We start from the raw sequence: 26,686 nt of genomic DNA, 5'->3' as shown, positions 1-26,686 counted from the left end.
TTGCGCAAAGACTTTACTCCCTGATAACGCAACGCTATCGTATCGCGGTATAGCATCCTGACAGGGGACGACCCCTGACGCGAAAAGGATTCACGGGACGACCCCCTATTCGATGTTTAAGGAGAACAGGGTATGGCCTGGTTTCTATTAGCGCTTGCCGGTTTGTTTGAAATTGTCTGGTCTTACAGCATGAAACTGTCTGATGGCTTCACGAAAGTAGGCGCATCGGTTGTCACGATTGTCGCCATGATCGTCAGCTTTGCGCTGTTATCCATGGCAATGAAATCTCTTCCTCTGGGTACGGCCTACACCATCTGGACAGGGATTGGCGCGGTAGGCGCGTTTGTGGTGGGATTGGTCTTCCTGAATGAACCCGCAAATGCGATGAGGATTATCGCTGCGCTGTTGATCGTCAGCGGCTTGGTTCTGATGAAGCTGTCCTCATAGCGTATATACCCGTCATACTTCAAGCTGCTTGTGCGTTGGCTGCCCTTACTCACCCCAGTCACTTACCTGAGTAAGCTCCTGGGGACTCGCGCGGTTGCCGCCTTCACGCAACTCGAATTATTTAGGGTATAGTTTTTGAATAACGCATTGCGTCTGAACGTCAGGTTCGTCTTCATGGGAACATCTGGCGTGTGGCAGGGCCATTTTCATGCGATTCTGCCACTGTTTTCACTCCTCTTTATGCTCACTATTGATTGATTTTGCTTCTTGTTGCTTATTATCAATAAGTGCTATGCTAATTTCTGCGTAATATCTCAATGAATTTCGCGTAAAGTGATTGTAATTGCGCATTGTATGCTCTTTTTAGTGTGTTTATTGCTTTTTCGAGCTGAATCGAGCATTGGCGATTAATCATCACATCAGTCATCTAACACACCGCACAAAAGCGATATCTCTTGGTTCAGGCAGATTACGGCCTGACTCGCGGCTATCTGTGTACGTACAATCTGCAAGGGGAGTGGAATGATCAAGTTGGTAATTACCGATCTCGACGGCACGTTTCTTCACAGCGATGGCGATTACAACAGGGCCTTGTTTGCCGATGTTTATGCATTAATGAAAGAGAAGGGCGTGCGGTTTGCTGTCTGCACAGGCAAGCAGTGCGAGCGGGTCGAAGCGCTTTTTGGCGATGATGCGAAAGATATCTGGATTCTGGGAGACAGCGCGACGCGCATCAAGTATCAGGGTGAATACGTTTACCAGTCACTCATCAAAAACCGCCTTGCCTTGAGCCTGATTGGCGTACTGGAAAGCGTAGACGATCGGCACGTCGTCATCGGTTGTACCCCACACGGTGCGATGGTGAAGGAAACGATCGATCCTGCCTTACTGGAAAAGGTGAAAAAGTCGTACACCAATGTGACGTTGATCTCCAGCTTTGCTGCCGTGACCGATGATTTTGTGAAAATCACGGTTTATGACCCAGAAGGACACTGCCACGAGACGGCGAAGTACCTTGATGCGTTTCACGATCATGTCTATATCGTCGTCTCTGAAGCGGCCTGGATCGACATTGCTGATGTCGGCGTACACAAAGGACACACCGTAGACATCCTTCAGGAGAAATTGGCGATTACGCCAGAGGAAACGATGGTGTTCGGCGACGGTCTCAATGATATTGAGCTAATGAGCCGCGGGGCTTACAGCTTTGCGATGCGCAATGCGTTTGAGGAAACCAAAGCTGCGGCGAATTTTATTGCCCGCAGCAATGATGACGATGGGGTACTGAAAACGATAAAGCTGCTGCTTTCATGAATTGAAGTGCATGAAGCAAACCGGCAACCGCTGGGGCTACCGTTGCATTATCGGGCAATAATCACATCCAGATTTTTTTCGCTTAAGACGCTCTGGCAGGCAGGAGAGATTTCATCATCGGTTACCAGCGTGGTGATTTCATCACATGCAGCCACACGATAGCGCGTGAGGGCGGAGATTTTATTGGCGGTCAGGGCAACAATCACTTCGCTGCTGCGGGTCACCAGACATTTTTTGAATTCGGCATCATCATATTCAAAAACGGTCAGGCCTTCATTGGCATCAAAGGCACAGCCTCCCAGCAGGCATTGATCGAAAAACATTTTCTCTAGCTGCCTGAGCGTATCGATACCAATCGCGCCGCCGACCTCTTTCTGGATCCTTCCGCCAAGAAAAATCACTTCTACATCAGGATACTGCATCAGCTCTGCCGCGATGATGGGCGAATTACACACGGCGGTAAATTTCAGGCCAGCCGGGATCTGCTTTGCCACCGCCAGATTGGTGGTGCCGGTGTCAAAGAAGACGCAGCTGTTGGGCTTTATCAGCGGGATGACGGCCTGAGCGATACGATCTTTCTGGGCGGCATCGATGGTGGCTCGGCTGGCAAAATCAATCACCTCTGGCGGCATACTGACCGCACCGCCGTAGACGCGTTTGCAGGCACCGGATTGCGCCAGTTCTTTCAGGTCACGCCGTATGGTGTGCTCGGATACGTTCAATTCACGTGAGAGCTGGGCGCAGACGACTTTGCCTTCCTCGCTGAGGATCTGCCTGATTTTGGATTGCCGTTGCTCGGGAAAGTCGGTGTAATCGAACATACATGTCCTTGGTTAATCAAAATGATGCACAACCGGCCGTCAGCGAGCAGGCTTCATTCGGGTCAATGATGTGTACAGCATGGAATTGCGCCATGTTAATCTGCACCTTCTGGCAACACAACACCTCTACCGCGTTGATCTGCAATGCGTGAGTCATGGTGTAAAATTTACGCGTCAATATACCGACATCATCGATAAAGAGAGAAAAACAGCCGTGTTTCATGTCATTACTGGGCTTATCGCCCTCTATGTTATCTGGCGTCTGGTCTGGCGCTTGCGTGTCGGTGTGCCTGTAAAGCGCATGCTGGCGGTGTTAGTGCTGCTGGCTTCGCAGCATCATCTGATTACGCGCACCTTTTTTGGCACGATGGCGTCGCCGGAAGTGCCCGCGCTTGTCCTAATGTTTCTGGGATGGGCGTTTGGCGCGCTGCTGATATCCGCATTTCTGCTGTTGGCCGTCGATCTGTTCGGCGTTGTGGGGCGTTTGTTATCCCGCTCGGTTGGGCAGGTTCTGCTGAACAATATGGCGCTGCGTGGCGGAATTGCCGTGGTGGCGATGGGGCTGGCGGCGATTGGCGTCTGGGAAGCGGTGCGTGTTCCTGAAGTGCGCACGGTAGAAGTCGAGTTGAAACAGCTACCGCCTGCGCTGGATGGTTTCCGGCTGGTGCAGCTAACCGATTTACATGCCAGTCGCCTGTTACAGCGCCCCTGGATGGAAGCGGTGGTGGCAAAAACCAACGCGCTTAAACCCGATCTGACGGTGATTACTGGCGATCTGGCTGACGGTACCGTGAATGCCCGTCACGATGACATGGAACCGCTGCGTAACCTGACTGCGCCACACGGCGTGTTTGCCATCGTGGGTAACCATGAATATTACGTGGAATATACGCAATGGGTGCAGCGGCTGAATGCGCTGGGCTTACGTATGTTACTTAATGAAAATGTATCGATCGGCCGCGATAATGCCGCATTTGTGCTGGCAGGGATCACCGATCGCACCGCCGCTGATTTTCAACAGCCGCTGCCAGATACGGGCGCGGCACTCAACGGAATAGCACCGGATACCGCCGTCGTTCTGCTTAGCCATCGGCCAACGGGAGCGAAAGAGAATGCGCGTGCTGGAGCGGATTTACAGCTCTCCGGCCATACGCACGGCGGTCAGGTGTTGGGTATGCATTGGGTGACGCAGATGGCGAATGAAGGGTATGTGTCCAGCAGCTATGACGTGGATGGCATGCATCTGTACGTGAGCAATGGCGCGGGCCTGTGGAACGGTTTCCCGATCCGCTTAGGGAAACATGCCGAGATTACTCAGTTCATACTCCGTTCACCGTCGCTGTAGTTTTTGGGGTAGCAGAATAATCCGCGACCTCTTTTAAGAGGCCGCGATGACAAGCGGGCTCATTATCACAAGCGGTTCTATCGGCGAGATTATTATGCATACCCTAAATAATTCGAGTTTCAGGCAGGCGGCAAGTGAGGGAGTCCCGATGAGCTTACTCAAGTAAGTGATTCGGGTGACTAAACGCAGCCAACGCACATGCAACTTGAAGTATGACGGGTATAGATAGGAAAAATGTGCGATTGAGCCGCTTTTCATCAGGTTAAGCTATCGCAGAAGTTAGCATATACAATTATAAATTATAGGGAGACTCTGGCACTGTCTTGCATCAAGAAGAAGGAATTGGTGAAGCGCTCCGCTGCCATAAGGCAAGGCTATCGGAGAACGACCCACCTTCTTGCGCAGCGATTAAGGCAATGCAACATACTGGGAGATAACGATGGACGAGAATAAAACGAAACCAGCCGGCAAGTGTCCGGTTATGCACGGCGGAAACACTTCTACTGGCTCATCAAACACCGACTGGTGGCCAAATGCCCTCAATCTCGACATTCTTCATCAGCATGATACCAAGACCAACCCGTTAGGCAGCGATTTCAGCTACCGCGATGCCCTCAAAACCCTCGATGTCGATGCCCTCAAAAAAGATTTGCATGCACTGATGACCGATAGTCAGGAGTGGTGGCCAGCGGACTGGGGTCACTATGGCGGCCTGATGATTCGTATGGCCTGGCACTCGGCTGGCTCCTACCGTACGACCGATGGTCGCGGCGGCGGCGGTACCGGTAACCAGCGCTTTGCACCGCTTAACTCCTGGCCAGATAACGTCAGTCTCGATAAAGCGCGCCGCTTACTGTGGCCCATCAAAAGAAAATATGGCAATAAACTCAGCTGGGCGGACCTGATTATTCTGGCGGGTAATATCGCGTATGAATCCATGGGGCTGAAAACATTTGGCTTCGCCTTTGGTCGTGAAGACATCTGGCACCCGGAAAAAGACACCTACTGGGGCTCGGAAAAAGAGTGGCTGGCGAAGAGCACCGGGCGCTATGGCAGCGACGATCGTACCTCGCTGGAAAACCCGCTGGCGGCCGTACAAATGGGGCTGATTTACGTTAACCCAGAAGGCGTTGATGGCAATCCTGACCCGCTGCGTACCGCACAGGATATGCGCGTGACGTTCTCCCGTATGGCGATGAATGATGAAGAAACCGTTGCCCTGACGGCGGGTGGGCACACGGTAGGTAAAACCCACGGTAATGGCGATGCCAGTCTGCTGGGTGCAGCACCAGAAAGTGCGGATGTTGAGGAGCAAGGTCTCGGCTGGCATAACCCGACGGGATCGGGCAAAGGGCGCTATACCGTCACCAGCGGGTTGGAAGGTGCCTGGACAACGCATCCGACGCAATGGGATAACGGCTTCTTCCACATGCTGCTGAATCACGAATGGGAACTGAGAAAGAGCCCGGCCGGTGCATCGCAGTGGGAGCCCGTCAGTATTAAAGAAGAAGACAAGCCGGTTGACGTTGAAGATCCATCTATCCGCTATAACCCGATGATGACCGATGCCGACATGGCGCTGAAAGTTGACCCGGAATATCGCAAGATTTCCGAACGTTTCTATCAGGATCAGGCGTACTTCTCCGAAGTCTTTGCCCGGGCGTGGTTCAAGCTGACGCACCGCGATATGGGGCCGAAAGCGCGCTACGTGGGTCCAGATGTGCCGCAGGAAGATTTGCTGTGGCAGGATCCGGTTCCGGCTGGCCGTACCGACTATGATGTTGATGTGGTCAAAGCACGCATTGCAGAAAGTAGCCTTTCCATCAGTGAACTGGTCGCAACCGCCTGGGACAGCGCCCGTACATTCCGTGGTTCCGATATGCGCGGCGGTGCCAACGGCGCGCGTATTCGCCTCGCCCCGCAGAAAGACTGGGTAGGGAACGAACCTGACCGTCTGGCACGTGTGTTAGTCGTTCTGGAAAGTATTGCCGCCGCAACGGGGGCCAGCGTGGCCGATACCATTGTGCTGGCGGGTAATGTAGGGATTGAGAAAGCGGCTAAAGCGGCAGGTGTGAATATCTCCGTGCCTTTTGCGCCGGGACGCGGCGACACCACCGACGCCCTGACCGATGCAGAGTCTTTTGACGTCCTTGAACCTATCCATGATGGCTACCGTAACTGGCTGAAGAAAGACTATGCCGTGAGCGTGGAGGAGCTGATGCTCGATCGCACCCAACTGATGGGGCTGACGGCGAAAGAGATGACGGTGCTGGTTGGCGGCCTGCGTGTACTGGGGACCAACTACGGCGGCACCAAACACGGCGTATTTACGAATCGTGAAGGGGCGCTGACGAATGATTTCTTCGTCAACCTGACCGATATGAAATACACGTGGAAGCCGTACCGTAAAGACCTGTATGAAATCCGCGATCGTAAAACGGGTGAAGTCAAATGGACCGCGACGCGTCTGGATCTGGTCTTTGGCTCCAATTCCATTCTGCGTGCCTACGCCGAGGTTTACGCACAGGACGACAGCAAAGAGAAGTTTGTGAATGACTTTGTTGCTGCCTGGGTGAAAGTGATGAATGCGGATCGCTTCGATCTGGCAGAGTAAGACGTCACGCTCCCCACGCTGGTGTTTTCACGGCGCGGGGAGCCTCATTTTTTGCTGCGCAACCTTGTATCTCACTGCTTCTTAAGATTAAGCATGAATTCTCTGAACGGGGCGGCGAATTCCTTAAACAGCGGGTGCTTTCTATTCTGCATCATGACTTCACTAAATAGTTTCAAACCCACAATAAAGGCCTGAGTCTGTTCCGGCGTCATGTCCATCTTGCCATCGACTTTTTCCAGAATCTTGAACAAATCATCGTGAATTGAACATTCAAACGACAGCGTGCGCTGCTGCTCGGCTTTTTCTTCCACCGTAATCTGATAGACGTTTCCCATTGTGGCCTCGGTAAATTGAACTCGTGACGGATAGTTGATAAAATCAACTATATGATCATTGGTTGACTGAGTCAATAAAGCATGATGAAACCCCTTTTTGCCTTATTAGAAAGCTATAAGGCACAGATGCAGGAACAGATGAAGGCGCACGACATTAGTCTGGATGTGGTGCATATCCGCTTATGTAAGATCATCGCGATGGAAGGGCGCATTACGCCTCAGTCGCTGGCGAAAAGGGTCTGTCGGGATAAGGCACAGATCACCCGCATGGTAGCGGAGCTGGTCAAACGCGATTATGTCCGCAAGATCGATAACTCGGATGACGGCCGCAGCGTGTGGCTCAGTTTGTCCGATAAAGGCGTCGCGTTTACCCAGGTTTTTCTGCATCAGGAAAAGCAGATTGAGGCGCAGATGCTTCAGGCGCTATCCCCTGAAGAACAAGCTACGTTTAGTGCGCTGCTGGAAAAGATAGCAGCCAGTCGTTCTGCACACTAAGCCCGATATTCGCTAACTCTCGCTGCACTGCCGTGAAGCGTACTCGCTGTGTTACTGCACCGCGATAGCGCGATAGCGGCGTGCTTCCCCGCATCATTATCCCTAGAAACCACAGCCGTACCGGCACTTTCGGTGCTGGCACGCATTTTGCTTTTCTCTATTCGGGACAGCACCACGCATGGCGCTGAATAACCTAAATAGCTGGCTAGGGTTCCGATCCATACCATATGGATGTCTGGTCCGAGAGCTGGCGACCTCCAGTTGAGGTTACACGGCGGGACAAAAGCCCGGGAGACAGCAACACCCATGGTGTCGCGCTGTTCCCGCTTTTTCCTACTCAACCGGAGGTCTGGCATGAACCTATCTCGTTTACTGGGCGTTTGCGTCCTCAGTCTCTCAGCACTGCTGAGCTTCCCTTCTCAGGCTGCGCCTAAAACGCAATTCAACGTGTGCTGGACGATCTATGCTGGATGGATGCCGTGGGGATTCATCGGCACGCAGGGCATTATCGATAAATGGGCCGACAAGTACGGCATCAAGATTAAGGTCACCCAGCTTAACGACTATGTCGAGTCGATCAATCAGTACACCGCCGGGCAATTTGACGGCTGCACGATGACCAACATGGATGCCCTGACGATTCCGGCCGCGGGCGGTGTGGATACCACGGCGCTGCTGCTCGGCAGTTTCTCCGCAGGCAACGATGGCATCGTGCTCAAAGGCAAAGGGAAAACGCTGAGCGATTTGCGCGGGATGAAGGTTAACTTGCCTGAACTCTCTGTCTCGCATTACCTGCTGGTACGTGGTCTGGAAACGGCCGGATTGCGGGAGCGAGATGTCACCGTCGTCAACACGTCGGATGCCGATATTGTCGCGGCTTTCGCCACCCGCAGCGTGCAGGCCGCCGTCGCCTGGAACCCCCAACTTTCTGCAATCAAAAGCCAGCCGGACACCTCGGAAGTCTTTCAGTCCGGTCAGATTCCCGGTGAACTGATCGACATGATGGTCGTGAACACGCAAACGCTACAGGACAATCCGGCTTTGGGCAAAGCGTTGGCCGGTGCCTGGTTTGAAATGATGGCGCTGATGAAGGCTGGCGATCAACCTGCGCTGGAGTCAATGGCGGCTGCCTCTGGCACCGATTTAGCGGGCTATCAAGCGCAGTTAAAAACCACCCATCTGTTTTATTCCCCACAGGACAATCTGGCGTTTCTGACCAGCCCGGATCTCCCTAACACCATGAAGCGAGTGGCAGATTTCTCCTTCGATAAAGGGCTGCTCGGCGTTGGCGCACAGAGCGCAGATTTTATCGGCATGACGTTCCCCGGACAGATTACACAGGGTGACAGCGCCAATGTGAAATTGCGCTTTGACGACACCTTCGTGCGTCTGGCCGCAGAGAACAAACTCTGACCCGCAAACTGGAGAGACTATCGTGCGCTTGATCAATCGCTACCCCAGTCGGGGCGGACGGCTGTTGCTGGTCCTGCTGCCGTTTGTCGTGCTGCTGGTGCTGTACCTCATCGGGTCGGCGCTGCGGCTGGAGGACAACCCCAATGACAAACTCCTGCCGAGTCTTGGGCAAATGGCCGAGGCGATTCAGCGCATGGCATTCACCGAGGACAAACGCAGCGGCGATTACCTATTCTGGCTGGATACGCAGGCCAGTTTGGTGCGTCTCGCGCTGGGGCTGGGGATTGCCAGCCTGTTGAGCCTGCTGTTCGGGATTGCGGCCGGGGCTTTCCCGCTGTTTCGCGCATCGCTCTCGCCGCTGATGACCGTGCTGTCGATGATCCCGCCACTGGCGATTTTGCCCATTCTCTTCATCGTTTTCGGGCTGGATGAACTCTCGAAAGTGATGCTGATCGTCATTGGCGTTACGCCGATGCTGGCGCGCGATCTCGAACAGCGTGCTCGCAATATCCCGCAGGAAACGCTGATTAAAGCGCAGACGTTGGGGGCGAACAGCTGGGTCGTGGTGCTGCGCGTCATCTTGCCACAGCTGCTGTCGCGGCTGTTGATTTCACTGCGGCTGCTGTTGGGCGCGTCGTGGCTGTTCCTGATTTCTGCCGAAGCGATTTCGGCAACGGCAGGGCTCGGTTACCGCATCTTTCTGGTACGCCGCTACCTGGCGATGGATGTGATTCTGCCTTACGTCGTGTGGATCACGCTGCTGGCATGGCTCATGGATATGGTGCTGCGTTGGCTGCATCGCCGTTGGTTCCCGTGGTCAGAGGAAAGCAAAGCATGAGTTTTATCGAGATCGATAACATCTGGCAGGAATACGGCGACCACGTCGTGCTGGAACGGCTCAACCTGAACGTTGAGGAAGGGGAGTTTTGCACGATGGTCGGGGCATCCGGCTGCGGTAAATCCACCTTTCTACGTCTGCTGCTGGGGCAGGAAACGCCCAGCCGTGGCGAAGTGCGGCTCGAAGGGAAGCGACTGCCCGCTGAACCGGATGCTAGCCGCGGCGTGGTGTTTCAACGCTATTCAGTTTTCCCACATTTAACCGTGCTGGAAAACGTGGTGATTGGGCTGGAGATACCGCGTTCCCCTTGGCTCGGCAGGCTGTTTGGGCAGCGCAAGCAGGCGGCGCGAGACGATGCTGCGCGGATGCTGGAGCGCGTCGGGCTGGGACACTCTATGCACAAATACCCCAACCAGCTTTCCGGTGGCATGCAGCAACGGCTCGCGATTGCTCAGGCATTTATTGTCCAGCCGCGCATCCTGTTGCTTGATGAACCGTTCGGGGCGCTGGATCCCGGTATTCGCGGCGATATGCACACGCTGCTGCTGGAGCTGTGGCGGGAAACCCGCTTGACGGTCTTTATGGTTACCCACGATTTGCCGGAAGGTTTTCACCTCGGCACGCGTTTGCTGGTGTTCGACAAAGTCCGCATCGACCCGCATGCGCCGGAAGCCTATGGCGCACGCATTACCTATGACATCCCGCTTAATCAGGCGCGTCTCGCCACGCGCCAGCGTGCACTTACGCTGGTGCCTCCTGTGGTCAGCGTGGCGACATCCCCTATTTAAGGAGCTTTCGGTTATGACAGCGATACAGACATCGACAAACACATCGACAGGGCGAACAACATTTGATGAAGAAATCGTGCCGGGTGGAGGGCATACCTCTTTCATTCTCAAACGCGGACAGATTCTGCGCATCGAAGATGTGGAGGGCGGCGGCAATGTGGGTCTGCTGCTGTTTAACGCGCACCAGACCAGCGAGCGCCTGAACCTGCCGGATACCCTGAAAGGGCAACATACCGCCAGGCTGACGGTTGGGCACTGCCTCTATTCCGATATGGGACGCGTGCTGGCAGCCATCATTGCCGACACGTGCGGCTGGCACGACAGCTTTGGCGGCGTGCTCAATGCGCAGGAAGTGCAGGAGAAATACGGGCAGGGGCGCTATCAGGAGCGGCGCAACGGCTTTTTCCGTAACGGCATGGATAACCTGCTGGTCGAGATGGGGAAATGGAACCTCAATCTGCAAGATTTGCTGATGACGATCAACCTGTTCAGCAAAGTCACGGTAGATGCGCAGGGACAATTTCATTTTCACGCCAATCATTCTCAGGCGGGGGACTACATCGAGCTGTATGCGCCAATGGATACGCTGGTGGTGCTGACCGCCTTGCAACACCCGATGGATCCTAACTCGACGTATGCGCCGCAACCGATCGCGCTCACCTGGAGCCGGGCGGAAGGCGAGGATGTCGCCGCATACTGCCGTGCGTTCCGTGAGGAAAATGCACGCGCGTTTCACAATACCGAACGCTTTTGCCTGTAAGGAGGCCGGACATGACGTTAATTGCCAGCAATAAAACGGCCGAGGACGCGGTATTCCGCCATGTGATCCCTGCCGGAGAACCCTATCTGTTTGAGGTCAAGCAGGGGCAGACGCTGCGGCTGCTGGATTTGGAAGGCAATCAGGCGGTGGATACGCTGTTCTATCGCGTTGATGACCCGCGTGAACGCTACGATCCGCAACGCACGCTGCGCCGTCAGAATAGCGTCTACCTGACGACGGGCAGCGTGCTGTATTCCAATCTTGGCAATCCGCTGCTGACGATTGTCGCTGACACCTGCGGTCGCCATGACACGCTAGGCGGCGCCTGTGCACAGGAGAGCAACACCGTGCGCTATGCGCTCGACCGACGCTACATGCATAGCTGTCGCGATAACTTTCTCTGCGCCTGCCTGCACGATGGTCGCCTGAACAAAAAGGATATCGGCGCGAACATCAACTTCTTCATGAACGTGCCAGTGACGGCGGAAGGCGGACTGACCTTCGAGGACGGCATTTCTGCGCCGGGGAAATACGTGGAGCTACGCGCCGAAACGGACGTCATCGTGCTGATTTCTAACTGTCCGCAGTTGAATAACCCGTGCAACGGCTGGAACCCAACGCCAGCGGAGGTGTTGATATGGAACTAACGCCGGATCGCGGTGATGAAAACTGTACGCGCTGGCAGCGGGTGAAAGCGTGGCTGGTGAGCGCGCTGGAGGCTCGGGCAAACCGATATTATCTACCGCCAGCTAATACCCGAACAGACAACGCTCCATGATTCCGGCGCTGTAGCCCGTTTCAGTACCTGACCGTTACCGCGATGGACGACCATCATGCGGATCGCATTTTGGCGGGACGACCCGCCCTTGCATGAGTCTAGCGTATGTTCGACAAACTTCTGATTGCCAACCGTGGCGCGATTGCGTGCCGTATTCTGCGTTCGCTGCGCGAGATGAACGTCCGTGGCGTCGCGGTCTATTCTGATGCCGATATCAGTAGCCTGCATATTCAGGACGCCGATGAAGCCATTAGCCTGGGCGAAGGCGCGGCGGCTCACACCTATCTGGATGTAGAAAAAATTCTCTCTGCGGCGCAGCGCAGCGGCGCGCAGGCCATTCATCCCGGCTATGGTTTTTTGTCCGAGAATGCGGCGTTTGCCGAAGCCTGCGAAGCGGCACAGATCGCCTTTGTCGGGCCGACACCGCAGCAGCTACGAGTATTTGGTTTAAAGCATACGGCGCGAGCGCTGGCGAAGCAGCACAACGTGCCGCTGCTGGAAGGCACCGATCTGCTGGAAAATATTGATGCGGCCCTCGGTGCGTCGGCAGCGATCGGCTATCCGGTCATGCTTAAAAGCACGGCCGGAGGCGGCGGGATCGGGATGCGCGTCTGCTACAGCGCCACGGAACTGTCCGATGCGTTTGAAACGGTAAAACGTCTGGGCCAGAACAACTTCAGCGATGCGGGCGTGTTCATCGAAAAGTATATCGAACGCGCCCGACATCTGGAGGTGCAGATTTTTGGCGACGGTCAGGGCGACGTGCTGGCGCTGGGAGTGCGGGACTGCTCGGTGCAGCGTCGTAACCAGAAAGTGATTGAAGAAACGCCCGCGCCCAATTTGCCGGATGGAGTCGCCGATGCACTGTGCGCGGCGGCGATCAGTCTGGCGCAGGCGGTGAATTACCGCAGCGCCGGAACGGTGGAATTCGTTTATGACAGCGCGACGGATCGTTTTTACTTTCTTGAAGTCAATACGCGCCTACAGGTCGAGCACGGCGTAACAGAACAGGTTTGGGGTGTGGATCTGGTGCGCTGGATGGTCGCACTGGCCGCAGGCGATCTGCCGCCGCTGCGCGAGCTAGCTGCCGGATTGAATCCGCAGGGGCATGCGATTCAGGCGCGGTTGTACGCAGAAGATCCGGGTAAACAGTTCCAGCCGTCGCCGGGATTGTTGACGGAAGTTGCGTTTCCTGCCGCAGAAGGACAGAGCCTGCGCATCGATACGTGGGTGACGGCGGGGTGCGAAATTCCACCGTTTTTCGATCCGATGCTGGCTAAGATCATCGCCAGTGCGCCCACCCGCGAGCAGGCGATGGCCGAGCTGGATCGGGCGCTGGCGGACACGCGACTCTACGGCGTGGAACACAACCGTGACTATTTGCGTCAGATTCTGGCGGCAGATCCATTTGCCAGCGGCCAGCCGTGGACGCGCTGTCTGGATACGTTGGTTTACCAGGCGACAACCTGCGAAGTGGTGAGCGCTGGCACGCAAACCACCGTACAGGATTATCCCGGCCGTCTCGGCTACTGGGCGGTCGGCGTGCCGCCGTCGGGGCCGATGGACGATCGCGCGCTGCGTTTAGGCAACCGTCTGGTGGGGAATCCGGCGGGGATGGCGGCGCTGGAAATCACGATGAACGGGCCGACACTACGTTTTAATACGGATGCCGTGGCGGCAGTCACCGGTGCGGCTATCGCCATCGAGCTGGACGGTCAACCCGTACCGATGGATCGCGTATTTTCGATACCGGCGGGTGCCACGCTGCGGTTAGGCGCGACAAATGCGCAGGGGGTACGCAGCTATCTCTGCCTGCGTGGCGGTATTGATGTACCGGACTATCTCGGCAGTAAAAGCACCTTCACGCTGGGGCAATTTGGCGGCCACGCGGGCAGGGCGCTGCGGGCGGGTGACGTCTTGCACCTTGCGCCGCTGACGGACCGACGCACCGGCGATTGCCTACCGGACACCTTGCGCACCACATTGTCTACGGTGCGTGAACTGCGTGTGATTTACGGCCCGCATGCAGCACCGGACTATTTCACGCCGGCCTATATGGAAACCTTTCTTACCACCGAGTGGGAAGTGCATTTTAACTCCAGCCGCACGGGCGTCCGCCTGATTGGGCCGAAACCGGAGTGGGTTCGCGACAGCGGCGGAGAGGCTGGGCTGCATCCTTCGAATATTCACGATAACCCGTATGCCATCGGCGCGGTGGATTTCACCGGTGATATGCCGGTTATTCTGGGACCGGATGGCCCGAGCTTGGGTGGTTTCGTCTGTCCGGTGACGATAATCGAAGCCGATCTGTGGGCGATGGGACAGCTTAATGCGGGTGACCGTGTGCGCTTTATTCCTGTCGATCTCCCGACGGCGCGCGAGCTGGCACTGGCGCGTAATGCGGAGGTGGAACAGCTTGCTCCGATCGCTGTCGACTGGTCACCTGCTGCGCTCATTTCTCCGGTGGTGTTGGATACCGGTGAGGCGGATAAACGGCTGGTTGCACGGCTGTCCGGCGATACCCATTTGCTGCTGGAAGTGGGCGCGGCGGAGCTGGATGTGGCGCTGCGTTTCCGCGTCCATGCGCTGATGCTGGCGTTGGAGCAACAGGCACTCGATGGCATCATTGACGTGACGCCGGGCATTCGCTCGTTACAGGTGCACTATCGCCCTGAAGTGCTTTCGTTACAGCACCTGTTGGATGTGCTTTCCTCGCTGTGGCAGGACGTTTGCACCCAGCAGAATTTGACCGTGCCATCACGAGTGGTTTATCTGCCGCTGTCCTGGGACGATCCCGCTTGCCAACTGGCGATTCAAAAGTACATGACCACGGTACGCAGCGATGCGCCCTGGTGCCCGAGCAACCTTGAATTTATTCGCCGTATTAACGAGCTGGATAATATCGATGAGGTTTACCGTACGGTCTTTGAGGCCAGCTATCTGGTGATGGGACTGGGCGATGTTTACCTCGGTGCACCGGTGGCAACGCCGCTGGATCCACGCCACCGTTTGGTCACCACCAAATATAATCCGGCGCGCACCTGGACAGCGGAAAATTCGGTGGGCATCGGCGGCGCGTATCTGTGCGTTTACGGCATGGAAGGGCCGGGCGGCTACCAGTTTGTCGGACGTACGCTGCAAATGTGGGATCGCTATCGCGGCGTTGACGCATTTGACGGTAAGCCGTGGCTGCTGCGCTTCTTTGATCAAATCCGCTTCTATCCGGTGTCGGCTGACGAATTGTTATCTATTCGACGGGATTTCCCGCTGGGGCGCTATCCGCTACGGATCGAGCAAAGCGAACTGGCGTTAAACGCCTATCAGGATTTCCTGTCGCGGGAAGCTGAGGAGATAGAAACATTTCGCGTGCGCCAGCGGGCTGCATTTGAGGCAGAGCGCGAGCGCTGGCGTATTGCCGGTCAATCGGTAACGGATAGCGTGGACGTGGTGATTGAAGAAGCGAGCGAAGCCCCGATCCTGCCGGGACAGGTCGGCGTAGAGAGCCCGATTTCTGGCAATCTCTGGCAGGTGACGACGGAGAGCGGCAAAACGGTAGCCGAAGGGGAAACGTTGATGATTCTTGAATCGATGAAAATGGAAATCCCGATTGTCTCGCCGCAGCGCGGCACGGTGCGGGAGATCCGCTGCCAGCCCGGCGCATCCGTGCGCGCCGGGCAGTGCGTGGTGGTGATCGAGTCACAGGAATAACGGCGGAGCGCATGCTTTTACGCCGGAGTAACGCTCTGGCGTGACATGACCTGTGGCAAGTTTGGACACCATGTAAAGTCACATTGAGACGTTGCTGATGCTGTCAGAGTGAATAAAAGTGAGAGAAATACACGTGCAGCCAGTCAGGGAGGAGCAAATATTTTTTGATGAGGAAGACGCTAACGACGAACGTTCCTATTGAAAAAATAATATGAAAACCGATCCAAAAACTAAACCAAAATTCGCCACGATGAAATGTCACGTCTTTTCTATTAATTCTCTCGACTAACACGCCAGATTTGAGTCCGTTATAGACGTGAAAAATTTCCCATATCCCACCGCCAATAAGGAGTAGTGGTATGTAATCTTTTAACCAATCCATTGCAATTAACTCTTTCGATATTATTTTCGCGGAAGAATTCTAGCATAACCGCCTAGGTGCCTATACAAACCTGTGGAAGTTCAGTGTGTTGCTTTTGAGTCAGATCAAACAGACGTAGCGAACGTAGATAGACGGAATGAAATTGATATTAAGGGAAGATAATCAATGCAGATTCAACAAAGGGTGGATCGATTATTTTTCAGTAGGAAATAGTGGGAGTAAAGCATTTTGAAAAAAAAGAATGGTGCGTTCAATTGGACTCGAACCAACGACCCCCACCATGTCAAGGTGGTGCTCTAACCAACTGAGCTATGAACGCATTGAGATACCGTGCTGCCTGTCTGACAGCGAGGCGAATAGTAGCGAGCAAGGGGAAAGCTGGCAAGAGGAAAAATGCAATTTTGTGCTCTTGCCAGTGCGATTGCTGGGGTTGTATCCATTGTGTCGTTTTTTTCGACTCAAATTGGATGAAACGTTATCTAGCGGGCGGCCCGCGCTAAAATCCGTGCGGCGGGTTGGCGCTGGAGAAAACGAATCCGCGTCACCATCATCACTGCCGCTGCCGTCAGGCCAATGATGAAACCACACCAAAAGCCCGCAGGCCCCATGCGCGGCACGATGCTATCCGTCAACGCCAGCAGGTAACCGCTCGGTAATCCCAATACCCAATAGGCGACAAAGGTAATATAGAAAATTGAACGGGTATCTTTATAGCCGCGCAAAACGCCAGTGCCGATCACCTGAACGGCATCGGAAATTTGATAAACGGCAGCCAGCAGCATGAGCTGAGAAGCCATCGCGACAACCAGCGGATCCTGATTGTAGAGCAGGGCGATAGGCTCACGCAGCAGCGTGGTGAAAATGGCTGTGCAGCAGGCTAAAGCCACACCCGCCATGATACCCGTGTGCGCGGCAATACGGGCGTTCTCAACCGAGCCTTCTCCTAAGCGATGCCCGACGCGAATGGTCGTAGCGACGCCAACCGAGAGCGGAAGAACGAACATCAGCGAGCTGAAATTCAGGGCAATCTGGTGACCGGCCACATCGACGACGCCCAGCGGCAACACCAACAGCGCTACCACGGCAAACAGTGTCACTTCAAAAAGTAATGCCAGCGCGATAGGTAAACCGAGGCCAAAGAGGCGCTTCAGCACAGCAACGTCTGGGCGGAATGCGGGACGGTGCGAGCGGATATCGCGTAGCCAGGAGGCGCGTCGGGTATAAAGCATCATCAACAACATCATGATCCAGTAAACCGAGGCGGTAGCCACGCCGCAGCCGACGCCGCCCAGTTCGGGCATGCCAAATTTACCGTGGATAAAGATATAGTTGATCGGGATGTTGATTAACAGCCCGATGAATCCAATCATCATGCCGGGGTAGGTTTTTGATAGCCCTTCACACTGGCAGCGTAAAACCTGATAGAACAGATAGCCGGGAACGCCCCACAGCAGCGCATGCAGATAGCCGATGGCTTTCGCAGCCAGTTCAGGCGAATCGTCACTCATCAGGTTGATGGCGTATTCCCCCTGATACAGCACCAGCATCGTAAGCACAGAAATGATGGCGGCGAGGAAAAAAGACTGTCGCACCTGATGAGAAATACGATCGCGACGGCCGGAACCATTGAGCTGTGCGACAACGGGCGTTAACGCCAGTAGCAGGCCATGGCCAAAAAGAATGGCGGGTAGCCAGATAGAGGTTCCCACGGCGACGGCGGCCATATCGGTGGCGCTATAAGCACCGGCCATGATGGTGTCAACCACACCCATCGACGTTTGGGACACTTGCGCAATAATGACAGGAACAGCAAGCGCCGATAATTTACGCGCTTCTGTCAGATACTGTTGCACGGATACCTTCCTTGAATGACTAACGTAATAGCAGGGTAAATGACTCAGATATGAAAAACAGATCGGGGTAAAGCGAGCATTATTGTAACGACTTAACGAAAGTAAACCAGCATGGAAGAGAATATATTCCTTTTGTTACGCTACGGTTTCGATAGCTATGCGGTATACGGCATTCCGGTTTGGTTTTCCGCGAAATATCGGGCACACTGCACAGAGTCATTTCTTTGTTTTTAAGAGGCAAACCGCATGTTTACCGGTATTGTTCAGGGCACCGCGTCGGTGGTGTCGATTGAAGAAAAATCCAACTTTCGCACGCACATTGTCCAGCTCCCGCCTGAGTTGCTGCCAGGTCTCGTGCCCGGCGCATCGGTGGCGCATAATGGCTGTTGCCTGACGGTCACCGCTGTTGACGGCGATCGTGTCAGCTTCGATCTCATGAAGGAAACGTTGCGACTTACTAATCTGGGCGATATTCATGAAGGCGATGTCGTCAATATTGAGCGAGCCGCGAAATTCGGTGACGAGATCGGTGGGCACGTCATGTCAGGCCACATCATGTGTACGGCGGAAGTGGTTAAGATTCAGGTTTCAGAGAATAACCATCAGATTTGGTTCCGCCTTGCAGATGAAGCGCTGATGAAATACGTGCTACATAAAGGCTTCGTTGGAATTGATGGCATCAGCCTGACGGTGGGAGAAGTAACCCGTGGACGTTTCTGCGTGCATTTAATTCCAGAAACGCTGAACCGCACCACGCTGGGACAGAAGCGTCTGGGAAACCGCATTAATATCGAAATCGACCCGCAGACACAGGCCGTGGTCGATACGGTCGAGCGCGTGTTGGCTAGCAAGCAGGCGAGCGAGCTCGGCAAGGAAGAGTAATTCCTACGTTGCACATTCTGGTAAACCGGACGGCGTTTCTACCGTCCGGCTTCTCTTTTCTGTCAGCACACGACTTTCTGTCAACACACAATGCTGTCAGCGCGCAACGCGCAATCCACCTTCGATCCCATCCGTGCTGAACACGACCTGCCAGAGCTGAAGGTTTCTTGCTCTGAAAGCCCCTGCACAAAAGTTAAGATAGTAGCTGAACATCCGGCGGAAGCGGGCCGTATAGCGTGTGGAAAGCGGTGGCCAGCTCTGCTGAAAGCGAGCGTGCCAGGCCATTAATGTACGATCGTAATCAGCACCGAAATTGTGCCAGTCTTCCATCACCATGTAAGGCTCACTCGCCTGCGCAATATGCTGTATCGAGGGAATACAGCCATTGGGGAAGATGTATTTATGAATCCAGGGATCGATGTGCGGATTGGTCTTATTGGCCCCGATGGTATGTAGCAGAAACAGTCCATCAGGTTTGAGATTACGCCGTACGACGCGGAAATAATTGTCATAGTTGCGCGGCCCGACGTGTTCAAACATGCCTACCGACACCACACGATCAAATTGCCGATCGAGATCGCGATAATCCTGTAATTCAATGGTGACGTTCAGATCCTGACAACGCTGCTGTGCCAGCACCTGTTGCTCTCTGGAAATGGTGACGCCATAAACTGAAACACCGTAGTGGCGTGCCGCGAACTCGGCAAGTCCGCCCCAGCCGCAGCCGATATCCAACAGCGTCATTCCTGATGTTAGCTGGAGCTTTTCGCAGATCATGGTGAGTTTATCTTCCTGCGCCTGTTCCAGTGTCTGTGCCTGTTTCCAATAAGCGCAGGAGTATTGCATGTAAGGATCCAGCATCAGGGTAAAGAGGTCATTACCTAAATCGTAATGCGCTTTACCGACAACCTGAGCGCGTCGGCGGGATTGTAAATTCGTGATGCGGGAGAGGGCAACGCGCGTCAGGTCGTGGAGGCGGCGGGGCAGTTGGGTATCCAGCCCTGCGCGCAGAACGCGATGGGAAAACATATCCAGCCGTTCACACTCCCACCATTCGTCCATGTAGCTTTCTCCCAGCCCCAGCGATCCCTCACGCAGGATACGCTTAAAGAAATTGGGGTTGGTCACGCGGATGTCAAAAGGGCGAGTGCCGTTGATGGTGATATCCGCGGCGGCCAGCATGTCCTGCACGATGTGGAACCAGGGCGCGGTATCAGGATCCCATTCTTCTGTATAAGGTAAACCCATCATGTCTCCTTAACTTTTCACATGCAAAAGTATCGTAAAACACACCAGGACAACACTTATCGCAGCCGAGGTATCGGCTGTCACCAGAGAAAATGAAACACGGTATTAAATTTAGAACTGCTTCAGCCAGCATACAAGAGAATTGGCTGAAGCAGAGAGGGGAAGCAGCAGGAATAAGAAAATCGTCTGTACAGAATGGCTACGGCTAGCGGCGATAGTCGAGGTAGGGGCCGTCTGCAACCGAGCGGCGTTCAATCAGCGTCGGGTGCACTTCAATGACGTGCGCATCTTCCCGCTTACTGGTAATGCGATCCAATAGCATAGAGAACGCGGATTGACCCAGACGCTCCTTTGGCTGGTGGATAGTGGTCAGCGCAGGCGTAAAGAAACGCGCGTGGCGCACGTTGTCATAACCGATCACCGAAATATCCTGCGGTACACGCAAACCCAGTTCGTCTGCCGCACAGATGGCACCCATCGCCATGATATCGCCACCGCAGAATACGGCTGTAGGTCGCTGTTTCTGTGCGAGGATCTGATGCATGGCTTTATAGCCGGATTCCGGTTCGAAATCGCCGCGAACCACCCATTCGTCACGCACGGTGATGTCGGCTTCCTTCAATGCTTTCAAAAAGCCGAGGTAGCGTCCGCTGCCGGTATTGCGTTCTTGAGTACCGGGGATGGCACCGATATCCCGATGGCCGCGTTCAATCAGGTAGCGACCTGCCATATAACCGCCTTCAAAGGCGTTATCGATAATGGTATCGGTAAAATCGCTGTGCATCTGTCCCCAGTCCATCACGACCATCGGAATGCTGCGATAATCTTCTAGCATACCTAATAACTCGGGCGGGTATTCGGCACACATCACCAACAGGCCGTCGACGCGTTTTTGCGCCAGCATGGAAAGATAAGCGCGCTGCTTGCCGATGTCGTTATGCGAATTACACAGCACCAGCGTGTAGCCTTTGGCGTAGCAGCTGTTTTCAACGGCTTCAATGATCTCGGCGAAATAGGGGGCTTCGCTGGAAGTGGCCAGCAAGCCGATAGATTTAGTGTGATTAACTTTGAGGCTGCGGGCGACGGCGCTGGGTGAATAGTGCAATTCTTTGATTGCTGCCCTGACGGCTGCCTTAGTCTCTTCGGCGACGAAACGTGTTTTATTGATCACGTGCGATACGGTTGTGGTGGAAACGCCAGCACGTTTTGCCACATCTTTAATCGTTGCCATCTAAAAATGACTCCTGAACTTACCTGTTACAGACGTAAGTATATTGTTAATCGTTTGCCTACGTTTAATGTTCTTCTTCTAAGCTAAAAAACAGGATTTCAGAAGGAGAATGCCGAATGTTATACCGAAGGGATCTGGGTTGACGTTTTTCGACTGATACGCAGCGCTTTCATAAACAGCGGATTGTGTCCGATTTATCATGAAAGTGAAAGGGCTAATTTATACTATTAGTGATGCATTCGTCCGAGATTTTTCGCTACAATTATGAAAGAATCGTAATAACCCTATTATTTGTAGCTTTAACTACCTAAACGGGTTCGGCTGTGAATGGTGGTGTCTTTTCAGATGAAGCTTTCAGATAAAATTTGTTCGTTAATAAGGAGTAATTTATGGATACAGATCTGAAGATGTCTTTGCTGACAACCGTTGGCTCGTTGGCTGTGATCATCGCGTTTAGTTTTATTGCGGTGATGAACTAACCGAACGGCGTTAGGTATTCAGACACGTTGATGATGCCATAAACGTGTCTGAATCGCTTCTCTTCACATCGCCTTTCTTTACTACGTACAACCTGTCTCTTAACGAATCGTCTGCGGTGTGACTACGCGACGTGCGCCAACGTAGTGCTCCTGCCAATAATCTTCACTCAGCTTGCTGATACGTATATCTGAGCCTGTACGCGGCGACTGGATAAATTTCCCTTCACCCAGATAAACCCCGACGTGATCGGCTGCACCACGATTATTGATACGGAAGAAGACCAGATCGCCACTTTCCAGCTCGCTCTTTTTAATCGGAGCAGCATCACGCAGGTGATACATTTCGTTTGCGGTGCGTGGAATTTGGATCTTAACGACATCTTTGTAGGCGTAATAAACCAGTCCGCTACAGTCGAATCCAGTAAAAGGAGAGGAACCGCCCCAGTGGTAAGGTTTGCCTATCTGACTCATCAACTTATTCATTGCGGTCGTTTTGGCATGCTGATAGCGTTTTTTATGTGCGGCGCTTAGCGCCATTCCTTTTTCTGTCGGCGCTGGATTTTTATCCGCTTTCCCCTTGAGTGCGGTCTTCTTCAGTCCGGTTTTGACTCTGGCTTGGGCGGTTGTTTGTTTCTCTTCTTCAGACTTCAGCTTTTTAAGGTTTTTTTTCACTAGCGCGGGCGTGCTGCTTTGCGTTCGTGACGGCTTTTTCTCTGTCACTTTGCTCGCGGTGCGGGATTGGGTTTTATTGCTGACGGCGGTAGGCTCTGGTTTTTTGCTTTTGATCGGCGTCGGGGATTTAGCATTACCCTTTGTTTGGCGGCTTTTCTTATTCGTTTCTGCCACGGCGCTTTTCTTCGGCGCAGAATGCGGGGTATGCGGCGCAGCCTGAACCATGTTCAGGGATAGATTACTGAAAAATAATATAAAAAGAGTAATAAATAAGCGCATAATAACAGTGACCGAACATAATCCTTAACTCGCTCAATCCTCACAGTATTCCTGAAAACGGCGTCATAAAAAAGTGGGCACGGTCGCTTTATTCATACAGAATAGTGAAAAAACGTTAATAGTTATTTTTTCGATTGATTTATCAGCGTTTTCTGGCGTTGATTTCATCAATGACGAAGGTCTTCAGGAAAAAATAACCCTACAAAAAATGGCGTTTTTTTGTGGCTAGTGGCATCGGTACAATATCACTGAGTCAATGTCGCTGTCGTAGCACCTCTGACGGCGGCTCATGGCTAGCGTTTTGGACGTTAGCCATCCTATAGAATTAAGGAAGCAAGAAGATGACGACACCGACAATTGAAAAAATTCAGCGCCAAATTGCTGAAAACCCGATTCTGCTGTACATGAAAGGCTCCCCGAAATTGCCAAGCTGCGGCTTTTCCGCACAGACTGTTCAGGCGTTATCTGCCTGTGGCGAACGTTTTGCGTATGTTGATATTTTGCAGAACCCAGACATTCGTGCTGAACTGCCGAAATACGCGAACTGGCCGACATTCCCGCAGCTGTGGGTTGACGGTGAGCTGGTTGGCGGTTGTGATATCGTGGTAGAAATGTTTCAGCGCGGTGAACTGCAACCGCTGATCAAAGAAACGGCAGACAAATATAAAGCGCAGCAGGCCGATCAAGAGTAATGCTTTCGTCTGGCGTAATGACGATGTCAAATGTTGTTACGAGGCGAGCGTAAATTCTTCCAACGGGTGCCTCTATGGCACCCGTTTTTTGATCTCAGCCTTTTCAGTCTTCGGCTGACGCGTCTTCCAGCGAATTTTCTTCCAGTGCAATCGGCCATCCGCCCAGACGTTTCCAGCGGTTAACCAACTCACAGAACAGCAATGCGGTCTGGTTGGTGTCATACAGCGCAGAGTGCGCCTGGCTGGAATCAAACGCTATTCCTGCGGTAATACAAGCTTTAGCAAGAACCGTTTGGCCTAACACCAGTCCGCTAAGTGCTGCGGTATCGAAAGTGGCGAAAGGATGGAACGGATTACGTTTCAGGCTACAGCGCTCGGCTGCCGCGGCCATAAAGCTATGATCGAATGTGGCATTATGCGCCACGATAATCGCACGGTTGCAGCCTTGATCTTTGATCCCTTTACGCACGACTTTGAAAATTTCATGCAGCGCATCATATTCGCTCACCGCGCCACGCAGTGGGTTGGTGGGGTCAATGCCATTAAACGCCAGTGCGGCGGGTTCCAGAATCGCCCCCTCAAATGGCTCGACATGAAAATGTAGCGTTTCATCTGGCTGTAACCAACCGTCTTGATCCATTTTTAATGTTACCGCCGCAACTTCCAGCAAGGCATCGGTTTTCGCATTAAATCCGGCGGTTTCAACATCGATCACTACCGGGTAAAACCCACGAAAACGGCCGCTCAGGGCGTTCAGATCACTTTTATCAGCCATTTTTCTCTTAATTGTTAGCAAAACGCAGCGCGCATTATTGCAAATTTTGGCCGGAGATGCAGCATGCCGTTGTGGTTTCAAACCACGGAGATAGCAGAAGAAGGGGAGAGAACAGGTGCCGATGCAGCACCTGTAGAATGCGGGGGATTAGTGACCGATGCCGTTACCGGCGTGGGCGTTCTCGATCAATTCGATTTTATAACCGTCTGGATCTTCGATGAACGCGATCACTGTTGTGCCGCCTTTGACCGGGCCCGCTTCGCGCGTTACATTGCCACCCGCTTTGCGGATACGCTCACAGGTTGCGGCAACATCGTCAACGCCCAGCGCGATATGACCATAGGCATTGCCCAGATCATAACTGTCGATGCCCCAGTTGTAGGTCAGTTCGATAACCGCACCTTCGCTCTCTTCGGTATAACCGACGAAAGCCAACGTGTATTTGTATTCGGTATTCTCGCTGGTGCGCAGCACGCGCATACCCAGGATCTGGGTATAGAAATCGATAGAACGTTGTAAATCGCCAACACGCAGCATGGTATGAAGTAAGCGCATAGTGTCCTCGTTAAAAAGTGCAACAAAGAGGGAAGTATAGCGTTGCGGCTCTACCGAGTCCAAGCTGTTGGGATGATGCTAAAAATGCGACACAATAGTGGGGTTTGTGTTAAAACGTACTCTCAGGAGGGGTAAATAGCGCGTTGGGGCAATTTTAGTCTGCCTGACGTGTAAAAAAATCGTCAGTTATTACAATGGTTACCTAATTATTTTCATTGTGACTGTCCGTTTGGGCTTGCCAGCGGTAAAGAACAGGGCTTCAATAAATAGAGTTGTAGCAGGAGGTGTTGTGCCAGAGCAACTTGAACTCTTTGTTGTCCCTAATCCATGCCGTGGTATTTGTCAGACGGATGAAGGCGGATATTGTCGCGGTTGCTTTCGCAGTCGTAATGAGCGCTTTAGTTGGGGCCAAATGAGTGATGCGCAGAAACAGGATGTGCTGCGTTTGTGTCGGCAGAGAATGAAACGTTCACAGCGTTCAGAGAAATCCGATACACCAGCAGAGTCCCGTCAGCCATCGTTGTTCTAAGTTATCTTGTCTTAGATGATCTATTTACGTGAAATTTTGTTTAAGCAACGCAGGAGCGTTCGATTGAATAAAATAAGCCTGAGATCATTTTTAAAAGACTTTTATTTGATAGAATCCATTTCATGATGGAGCTATTTTTACAACAATAAAGTCATTTTTTTATTCTTATAAATCAGAGTTGATTGCAATCCAGGGATATAACTTAGCGTGCTAACAATAAGGAGAGGTGATGGAATTGCCATTAGGATCTGATTTAGCCCGTCTGGTGCGCGTATGGCGTGCGCTGGTCGATCATCGATTAAAACCACTTGAACTGACTCAGACGCATTGGGTCACGTTGCATAACATATACCATCTACCCCCTGGGCAGTCGCAGATTCAGCTCGCCAAAGCGATAGGTATTGAGCAACCCTCATTAGTCCGAACATTGGATCAGCTTGAGGAGAAAGGGTTAATCACTCGCCACGTTTGTGCGCACGATCGTCGGGCAAAACGTATTATGCTGACCGAATCAGCAGAGCCAATCATACAGGCAGTCAATGGTGTAATTAGCCATACACGTAGTGAAGTATTATTTGGTATTACGCCGGAACAGGTGGATGAATTAGCGTTGCTGGTTTCGCGTCTTGAGAAAAATATATTGGCATTACATGAGAATCAAGCGTAGCTAAATTTGGGTTACGCAGAGGGAGAATTAAATCCCGGCAATATTACCAGTATTGATTATTGGTTATTTATTCCGGGAGTTGATTATTCGTTGTGACGATCGCCGCAGAGAGTGGCGATCGTCACACAGCATTAGCGTGGGGAAACGGTAATACTGCGGCCATTGCTGGCCATGGCAACGCGTTGACCTGCGCTGAATTTCGTATCGCCTTGTTTCTGTACCACCATAATGGTACTGCCATCATCACGACGAATTTCCAATTCTACGCCCTGTGTGCGGTTCAGCGCACCTGTGGCGCTTTGACCCGCTACACCACCGGCTACTGCGCCAGCGGCTGTCGCCAGGCTACGACCGGAACCACCACCGATAGTGTTGCCCAGGAAACCACCCAGCACCGCACCGCCCAGCGCGCCGATCACGTTAGAATCTTCTCCCGCCTGAATTTGAACCGGACGCATAGAAACAATCGTACCGTAGGTCACGGTCTGCACTTGTTTAGCTTCGGATGCGCTGTAAACATCACCTGAAAGCGTGCTGGTATTAGCACAACCAGCCAGCGTGATACCAGCAAGGGTAACCACAAGTAAACGCTTCATCATAATACAAACTCCTTAATAGCGAATATGTCGGGCTGGCTCAGCCTCGGCCGACGCAGTGTTATACCAATAAATTATGGTCTGGCTCAGTGTAGCATGCCACTCTTTTTACTCTTTTTTTCAGAATATAATAGTGCGCTTAAATTACGTATAAACAGAGAAGTAAATAGTACGAGAAAGGGCTTTTTTT

General features: G+C 53.1%; 26 protein-coding genes, 1 tRNA gene and 1 riboswitch. Of the genes, 17 read left to right on the top strand and 10 right to left on the bottom strand.

Going from position 1 to position 26,686, the window contains the following annotated elements:
- Positions 1-132: 132 nt before the first annotated feature.
- Both QWJ20_RS11270 and QWJ20_RS11265 read left to right on the top strand, forming a co-directional pair.
- Positions 133-447, top strand: a complete 315-nt coding sequence (locus QWJ20_RS11270) for a DMT family transporter (RefSeq protein WP_095699728.1) — start codon at positions 133-135, stop codon at positions 445-447.
- A gap of 522 nt (positions 448-969) precedes the next feature.
- Entirely contained in the window at positions 970-1,761 is a 792-nt protein-coding gene (locus tag QWJ20_RS11265; protein WP_433992563.1) for an HAD-IIB family hydrolase, read from the top strand.
- A gap of 47 nt (positions 1,762-1,808) precedes the next feature.
- Here the strand turns inward: QWJ20_RS11265 and QWJ20_RS11260 are convergent, their stop codons facing one another.
- Positions 1,809-2,582 (bottom strand): DeoR/GlpR family DNA-binding transcription regulator, encoded by a 774-nt coding sequence (locus QWJ20_RS11260; RefSeq protein ID WP_095699726.1) that lies wholly within the window; start codon positions 2,580-2,582, stop codon positions 1,809-1,811.
- Between the two features lie 79 nt (positions 2,583-2,661).
- On the opposite strand from QWJ20_RS11260, the gene QWJ20_RS11255 reads away from it, so the two are divergent.
- Positions 2,662-3,927 (top strand): metallophosphoesterase, encoded by a 1,266-nt coding sequence (locus tag QWJ20_RS11255; protein WP_433992562.1) that lies wholly within the window; start codon positions 2,662-2,664, stop codon positions 3,925-3,927.
- A 439-nt stretch (positions 3,928-4,366) separates the two neighbouring features.
- Positions 4,367-6,541, top strand: coding sequence for a catalase/peroxidase HPI (gene katG, locus QWJ20_RS11250; protein WP_433992561.1), 2,175 nt, complete (start codon positions 4,367-4,369; stop codon positions 6,539-6,541).
- A gap of 71 nt (positions 6,542-6,612) precedes the next feature.
- On the opposite strand, the gene QWJ20_RS11245 is transcribed toward katG, so the two are convergent.
- On the bottom strand, positions 6,613-6,876 hold the full coding sequence (locus QWJ20_RS11245; protein WP_010276554.1) for a DUF3861 domain-containing protein: 264 nt from the start codon (positions 6,874-6,876) through the stop codon (positions 6,613-6,615).
- An 81-nt stretch (positions 6,877-6,957) separates the two neighbouring features.
- On the opposite strand from QWJ20_RS11245, the gene QWJ20_RS11240 reads away from it, so the two are divergent.
- The 8 genes from QWJ20_RS11240 (at position 6,958) to uca (ending at position 15,656) form a co-directional block, all read left to right on the top strand.
- The gene (locus QWJ20_RS11240; protein WP_433992560.1) at positions 6,958-7,371 is read left to right on the top strand and encodes a MarR family winged helix-turn-helix transcriptional regulator; all 414 of its coding nucleotides are present in this window, start codon (positions 6,958-6,960) and stop codon (positions 7,369-7,371) included.
- A 194-nt stretch (positions 7,372-7,565) separates the two neighbouring features.
- Positions 7,566-7,667, top strand: a riboswitch (guanidine-I (ykkC/yxkD leader).
- A 58-nt stretch (positions 7,668-7,725) separates the two neighbouring features.
- Positions 7,726-8,784, top strand: coding sequence for a putative urea ABC transporter substrate-binding protein (locus QWJ20_RS11235; protein ID WP_433992559.1), 1,059 nt, complete (start codon positions 7,726-7,728; stop codon positions 8,782-8,784).
- A 22-nt stretch (positions 8,785-8,806) separates the two neighbouring features.
- Entirely contained in the window at positions 8,807-9,622 is an 816-nt protein-coding gene (locus tag QWJ20_RS11230; protein ID WP_433992558.1) for an ABC transporter permease, read from the top strand.
- Entirely contained in the window at positions 9,619-10,410 is a 792-nt protein-coding gene (locus QWJ20_RS11225; RefSeq protein WP_433992557.1) for an ABC transporter ATP-binding protein, read from the top strand. Before QWJ20_RS11230 ends, QWJ20_RS11225 begins: the two co-directional genes overlap by 4 nt.
- 13 nt (positions 10,411-10,423) lie before the next feature.
- Positions 10,424-11,170 carry an urea amidolyase associated protein UAAP1 gene (locus QWJ20_RS11220; RefSeq protein WP_275243023.1) on the top strand — a complete coding sequence of 249 codons (747 nt, stop codon included), beginning with the start codon at positions 10,424-10,426 and terminating at the stop codon, positions 11,168-11,170.
- Between the two features lie 11 nt (positions 11,171-11,181).
- Entirely contained in the window at positions 11,182-11,817 is a 636-nt protein-coding gene (locus tag QWJ20_RS11215) for an urea amidolyase associated protein UAAP2 (protein WP_039467800.1), read from the top strand.
- A complete protein-coding gene (locus tag QWJ20_RS11210) occupies positions 11,808-11,948 on the top strand; it encodes a hypothetical protein (protein ID WP_275243024.1) in 141 nt (46 codons plus the stop codon). Before QWJ20_RS11215 ends, QWJ20_RS11210 begins: the two co-directional genes overlap by 10 nt.
- Positions 11,949-12,053: 105 nt before the next feature.
- The gene (uca, locus tag QWJ20_RS11205) at positions 12,054-15,656 is read left to right on the top strand and encodes an urea carboxylase (protein WP_433992556.1); all 3,603 of its coding nucleotides are present in this window, start codon (positions 12,054-12,056) and stop codon (positions 15,654-15,656) included.
- A 624-nt stretch (positions 15,657-16,280) separates the two neighbouring features.
- On the opposite strand, the gene QWJ20_RS11200 is transcribed toward uca, so the two are convergent.
- A tRNA-Val gene (locus QWJ20_RS11200) sits at positions 16,281-16,357 on the bottom strand.
- A 160-nt stretch (positions 16,358-16,517) separates the two neighbouring features.
- A complete protein-coding gene (locus QWJ20_RS11195; protein ID WP_224073593.1) occupies positions 16,518-17,891 on the bottom strand; it encodes an MATE family efflux transporter in 1,374 nt (457 codons plus the stop codon).
- A gap of 246 nt (positions 17,892-18,137) precedes the next feature.
- On the opposite strand from QWJ20_RS11195, the gene QWJ20_RS11190 reads away from it, so the two are divergent.
- Positions 18,138-18,773 carry a riboflavin synthase subunit alpha gene (locus QWJ20_RS11190; protein WP_119888620.1) on the top strand — a complete coding sequence of 212 codons (636 nt, stop codon included), beginning with the start codon at positions 18,138-18,140 and terminating at the stop codon, positions 18,771-18,773.
- Positions 18,774-18,869: 96 nt separating this feature from the next.
- Here QWJ20_RS11190 and cfa read toward each other — a convergent pair whose 3' ends face one another.
- Both cfa and purR read right to left on the bottom strand, forming a co-directional pair.
- The gene (gene cfa, locus QWJ20_RS11185) at positions 18,870-20,021 is read right to left on the bottom strand and encodes a cyclopropane fatty acyl phospholipid synthase (protein WP_119888619.1); all 1,152 of its coding nucleotides are present in this window, start codon (positions 20,019-20,021) and stop codon (positions 18,870-18,872) included.
- A 205-nt stretch (positions 20,022-20,226) separates the two neighbouring features.
- Positions 20,227-21,252, bottom strand: coding sequence for an HTH-type transcriptional repressor PurR (purR, locus tag QWJ20_RS11180; RefSeq protein ID WP_095699711.1), 1,026 nt, complete (start codon positions 21,250-21,252; stop codon positions 20,227-20,229).
- A gap of 389 nt (positions 21,253-21,641) precedes the next feature.
- Here purR and QWJ20_RS11175 point away from each other — a divergent pair, with 389 nt between their 5' ends.
- Positions 21,642-21,731 carry a YnhF family membrane protein gene (locus QWJ20_RS11175; RefSeq protein ID WP_095699710.1) on the top strand — a complete coding sequence of 30 codons (90 nt, stop codon included), beginning with the start codon at positions 21,642-21,644 and terminating at the stop codon, positions 21,729-21,731.
- A gap of 99 nt (positions 21,732-21,830) precedes the next feature.
- Here the strand turns inward: QWJ20_RS11175 and QWJ20_RS11170 are convergent, their stop codons facing one another.
- Complete coding sequence (locus QWJ20_RS11170) at positions 21,831-22,682, bottom strand: C40 family peptidase (RefSeq protein ID WP_433992555.1); 852 nt, start codon at positions 22,680-22,682, stop codon at positions 21,831-21,833.
- Positions 22,683-23,023: 341 nt separating this feature from the next.
- Here QWJ20_RS11170 and QWJ20_RS11165 point away from each other — a divergent pair, with 341 nt between their 5' ends.
- On the top strand, positions 23,024-23,374 hold the full coding sequence (locus QWJ20_RS11165) for a Grx4 family monothiol glutaredoxin (RefSeq protein WP_039481070.1): 351 nt from the start codon (positions 23,024-23,026) through the stop codon (positions 23,372-23,374).
- A 103-nt stretch (positions 23,375-23,477) separates the two neighbouring features.
- Here QWJ20_RS11165 and rnt read toward each other — a convergent pair whose 3' ends face one another.
- Together rnt and gloA are read right to left on the bottom strand one after the other, a co-directional pair.
- Positions 23,478-24,149, bottom strand: coding sequence for a ribonuclease T (rnt, locus tag QWJ20_RS11160; RefSeq protein ID WP_039279581.1), 672 nt, complete (start codon positions 24,147-24,149; stop codon positions 23,478-23,480).
- Positions 24,150-24,296: 147 nt separating this feature from the next.
- Positions 24,297-24,704 (bottom strand): lactoylglutathione lyase, encoded by a 408-nt coding sequence (gene gloA / locus QWJ20_RS11155; protein WP_174872212.1) that lies wholly within the window; start codon positions 24,702-24,704, stop codon positions 24,297-24,299.
- Between the two features lie 289 nt (positions 24,705-24,993).
- Between gloA and QWJ20_RS11150 the strand changes: the two genes are divergently transcribed.
- Complete coding sequence (locus tag QWJ20_RS11150; RefSeq protein ID WP_010302285.1) at positions 24,994-25,233, top strand: DUF1289 domain-containing protein; 240 nt, start codon at positions 24,994-24,996, stop codon at positions 25,231-25,233.
- A gap of 229 nt (positions 25,234-25,462) precedes the next feature.
- Positions 25,463-25,900 (top strand): transcriptional regulator SlyA, encoded by a 438-nt coding sequence (slyA, locus tag QWJ20_RS11145; RefSeq protein WP_010276609.1) that lies wholly within the window; start codon positions 25,463-25,465, stop codon positions 25,898-25,900.
- Between the two features lie 131 nt (positions 25,901-26,031).
- On the opposite strand, the gene QWJ20_RS11140 is transcribed toward slyA, so the two are convergent.
- Positions 26,032-26,499: a glycine zipper 2TM domain-containing protein gene (locus tag QWJ20_RS11140; protein WP_005972534.1), complete on the bottom strand. Its 468-nt coding sequence runs from the start codon at positions 26,497-26,499 to the stop codon at positions 26,032-26,034.
- Between the last annotated feature and the right edge of the window lie 187 nt (positions 26,500-26,686).

It is taken from the genome of Pectobacterium sp. S5 (assembly GCF_051707265.1).
GTDB classification, from domain to species: domain Bacteria; phylum Pseudomonadota; class Gammaproteobacteria; order Enterobacterales; family Enterobacteriaceae; genus Pectobacterium; species Pectobacterium polare.
This window is presented reverse-complemented; position numbering and strand designations above follow the sequence as displayed.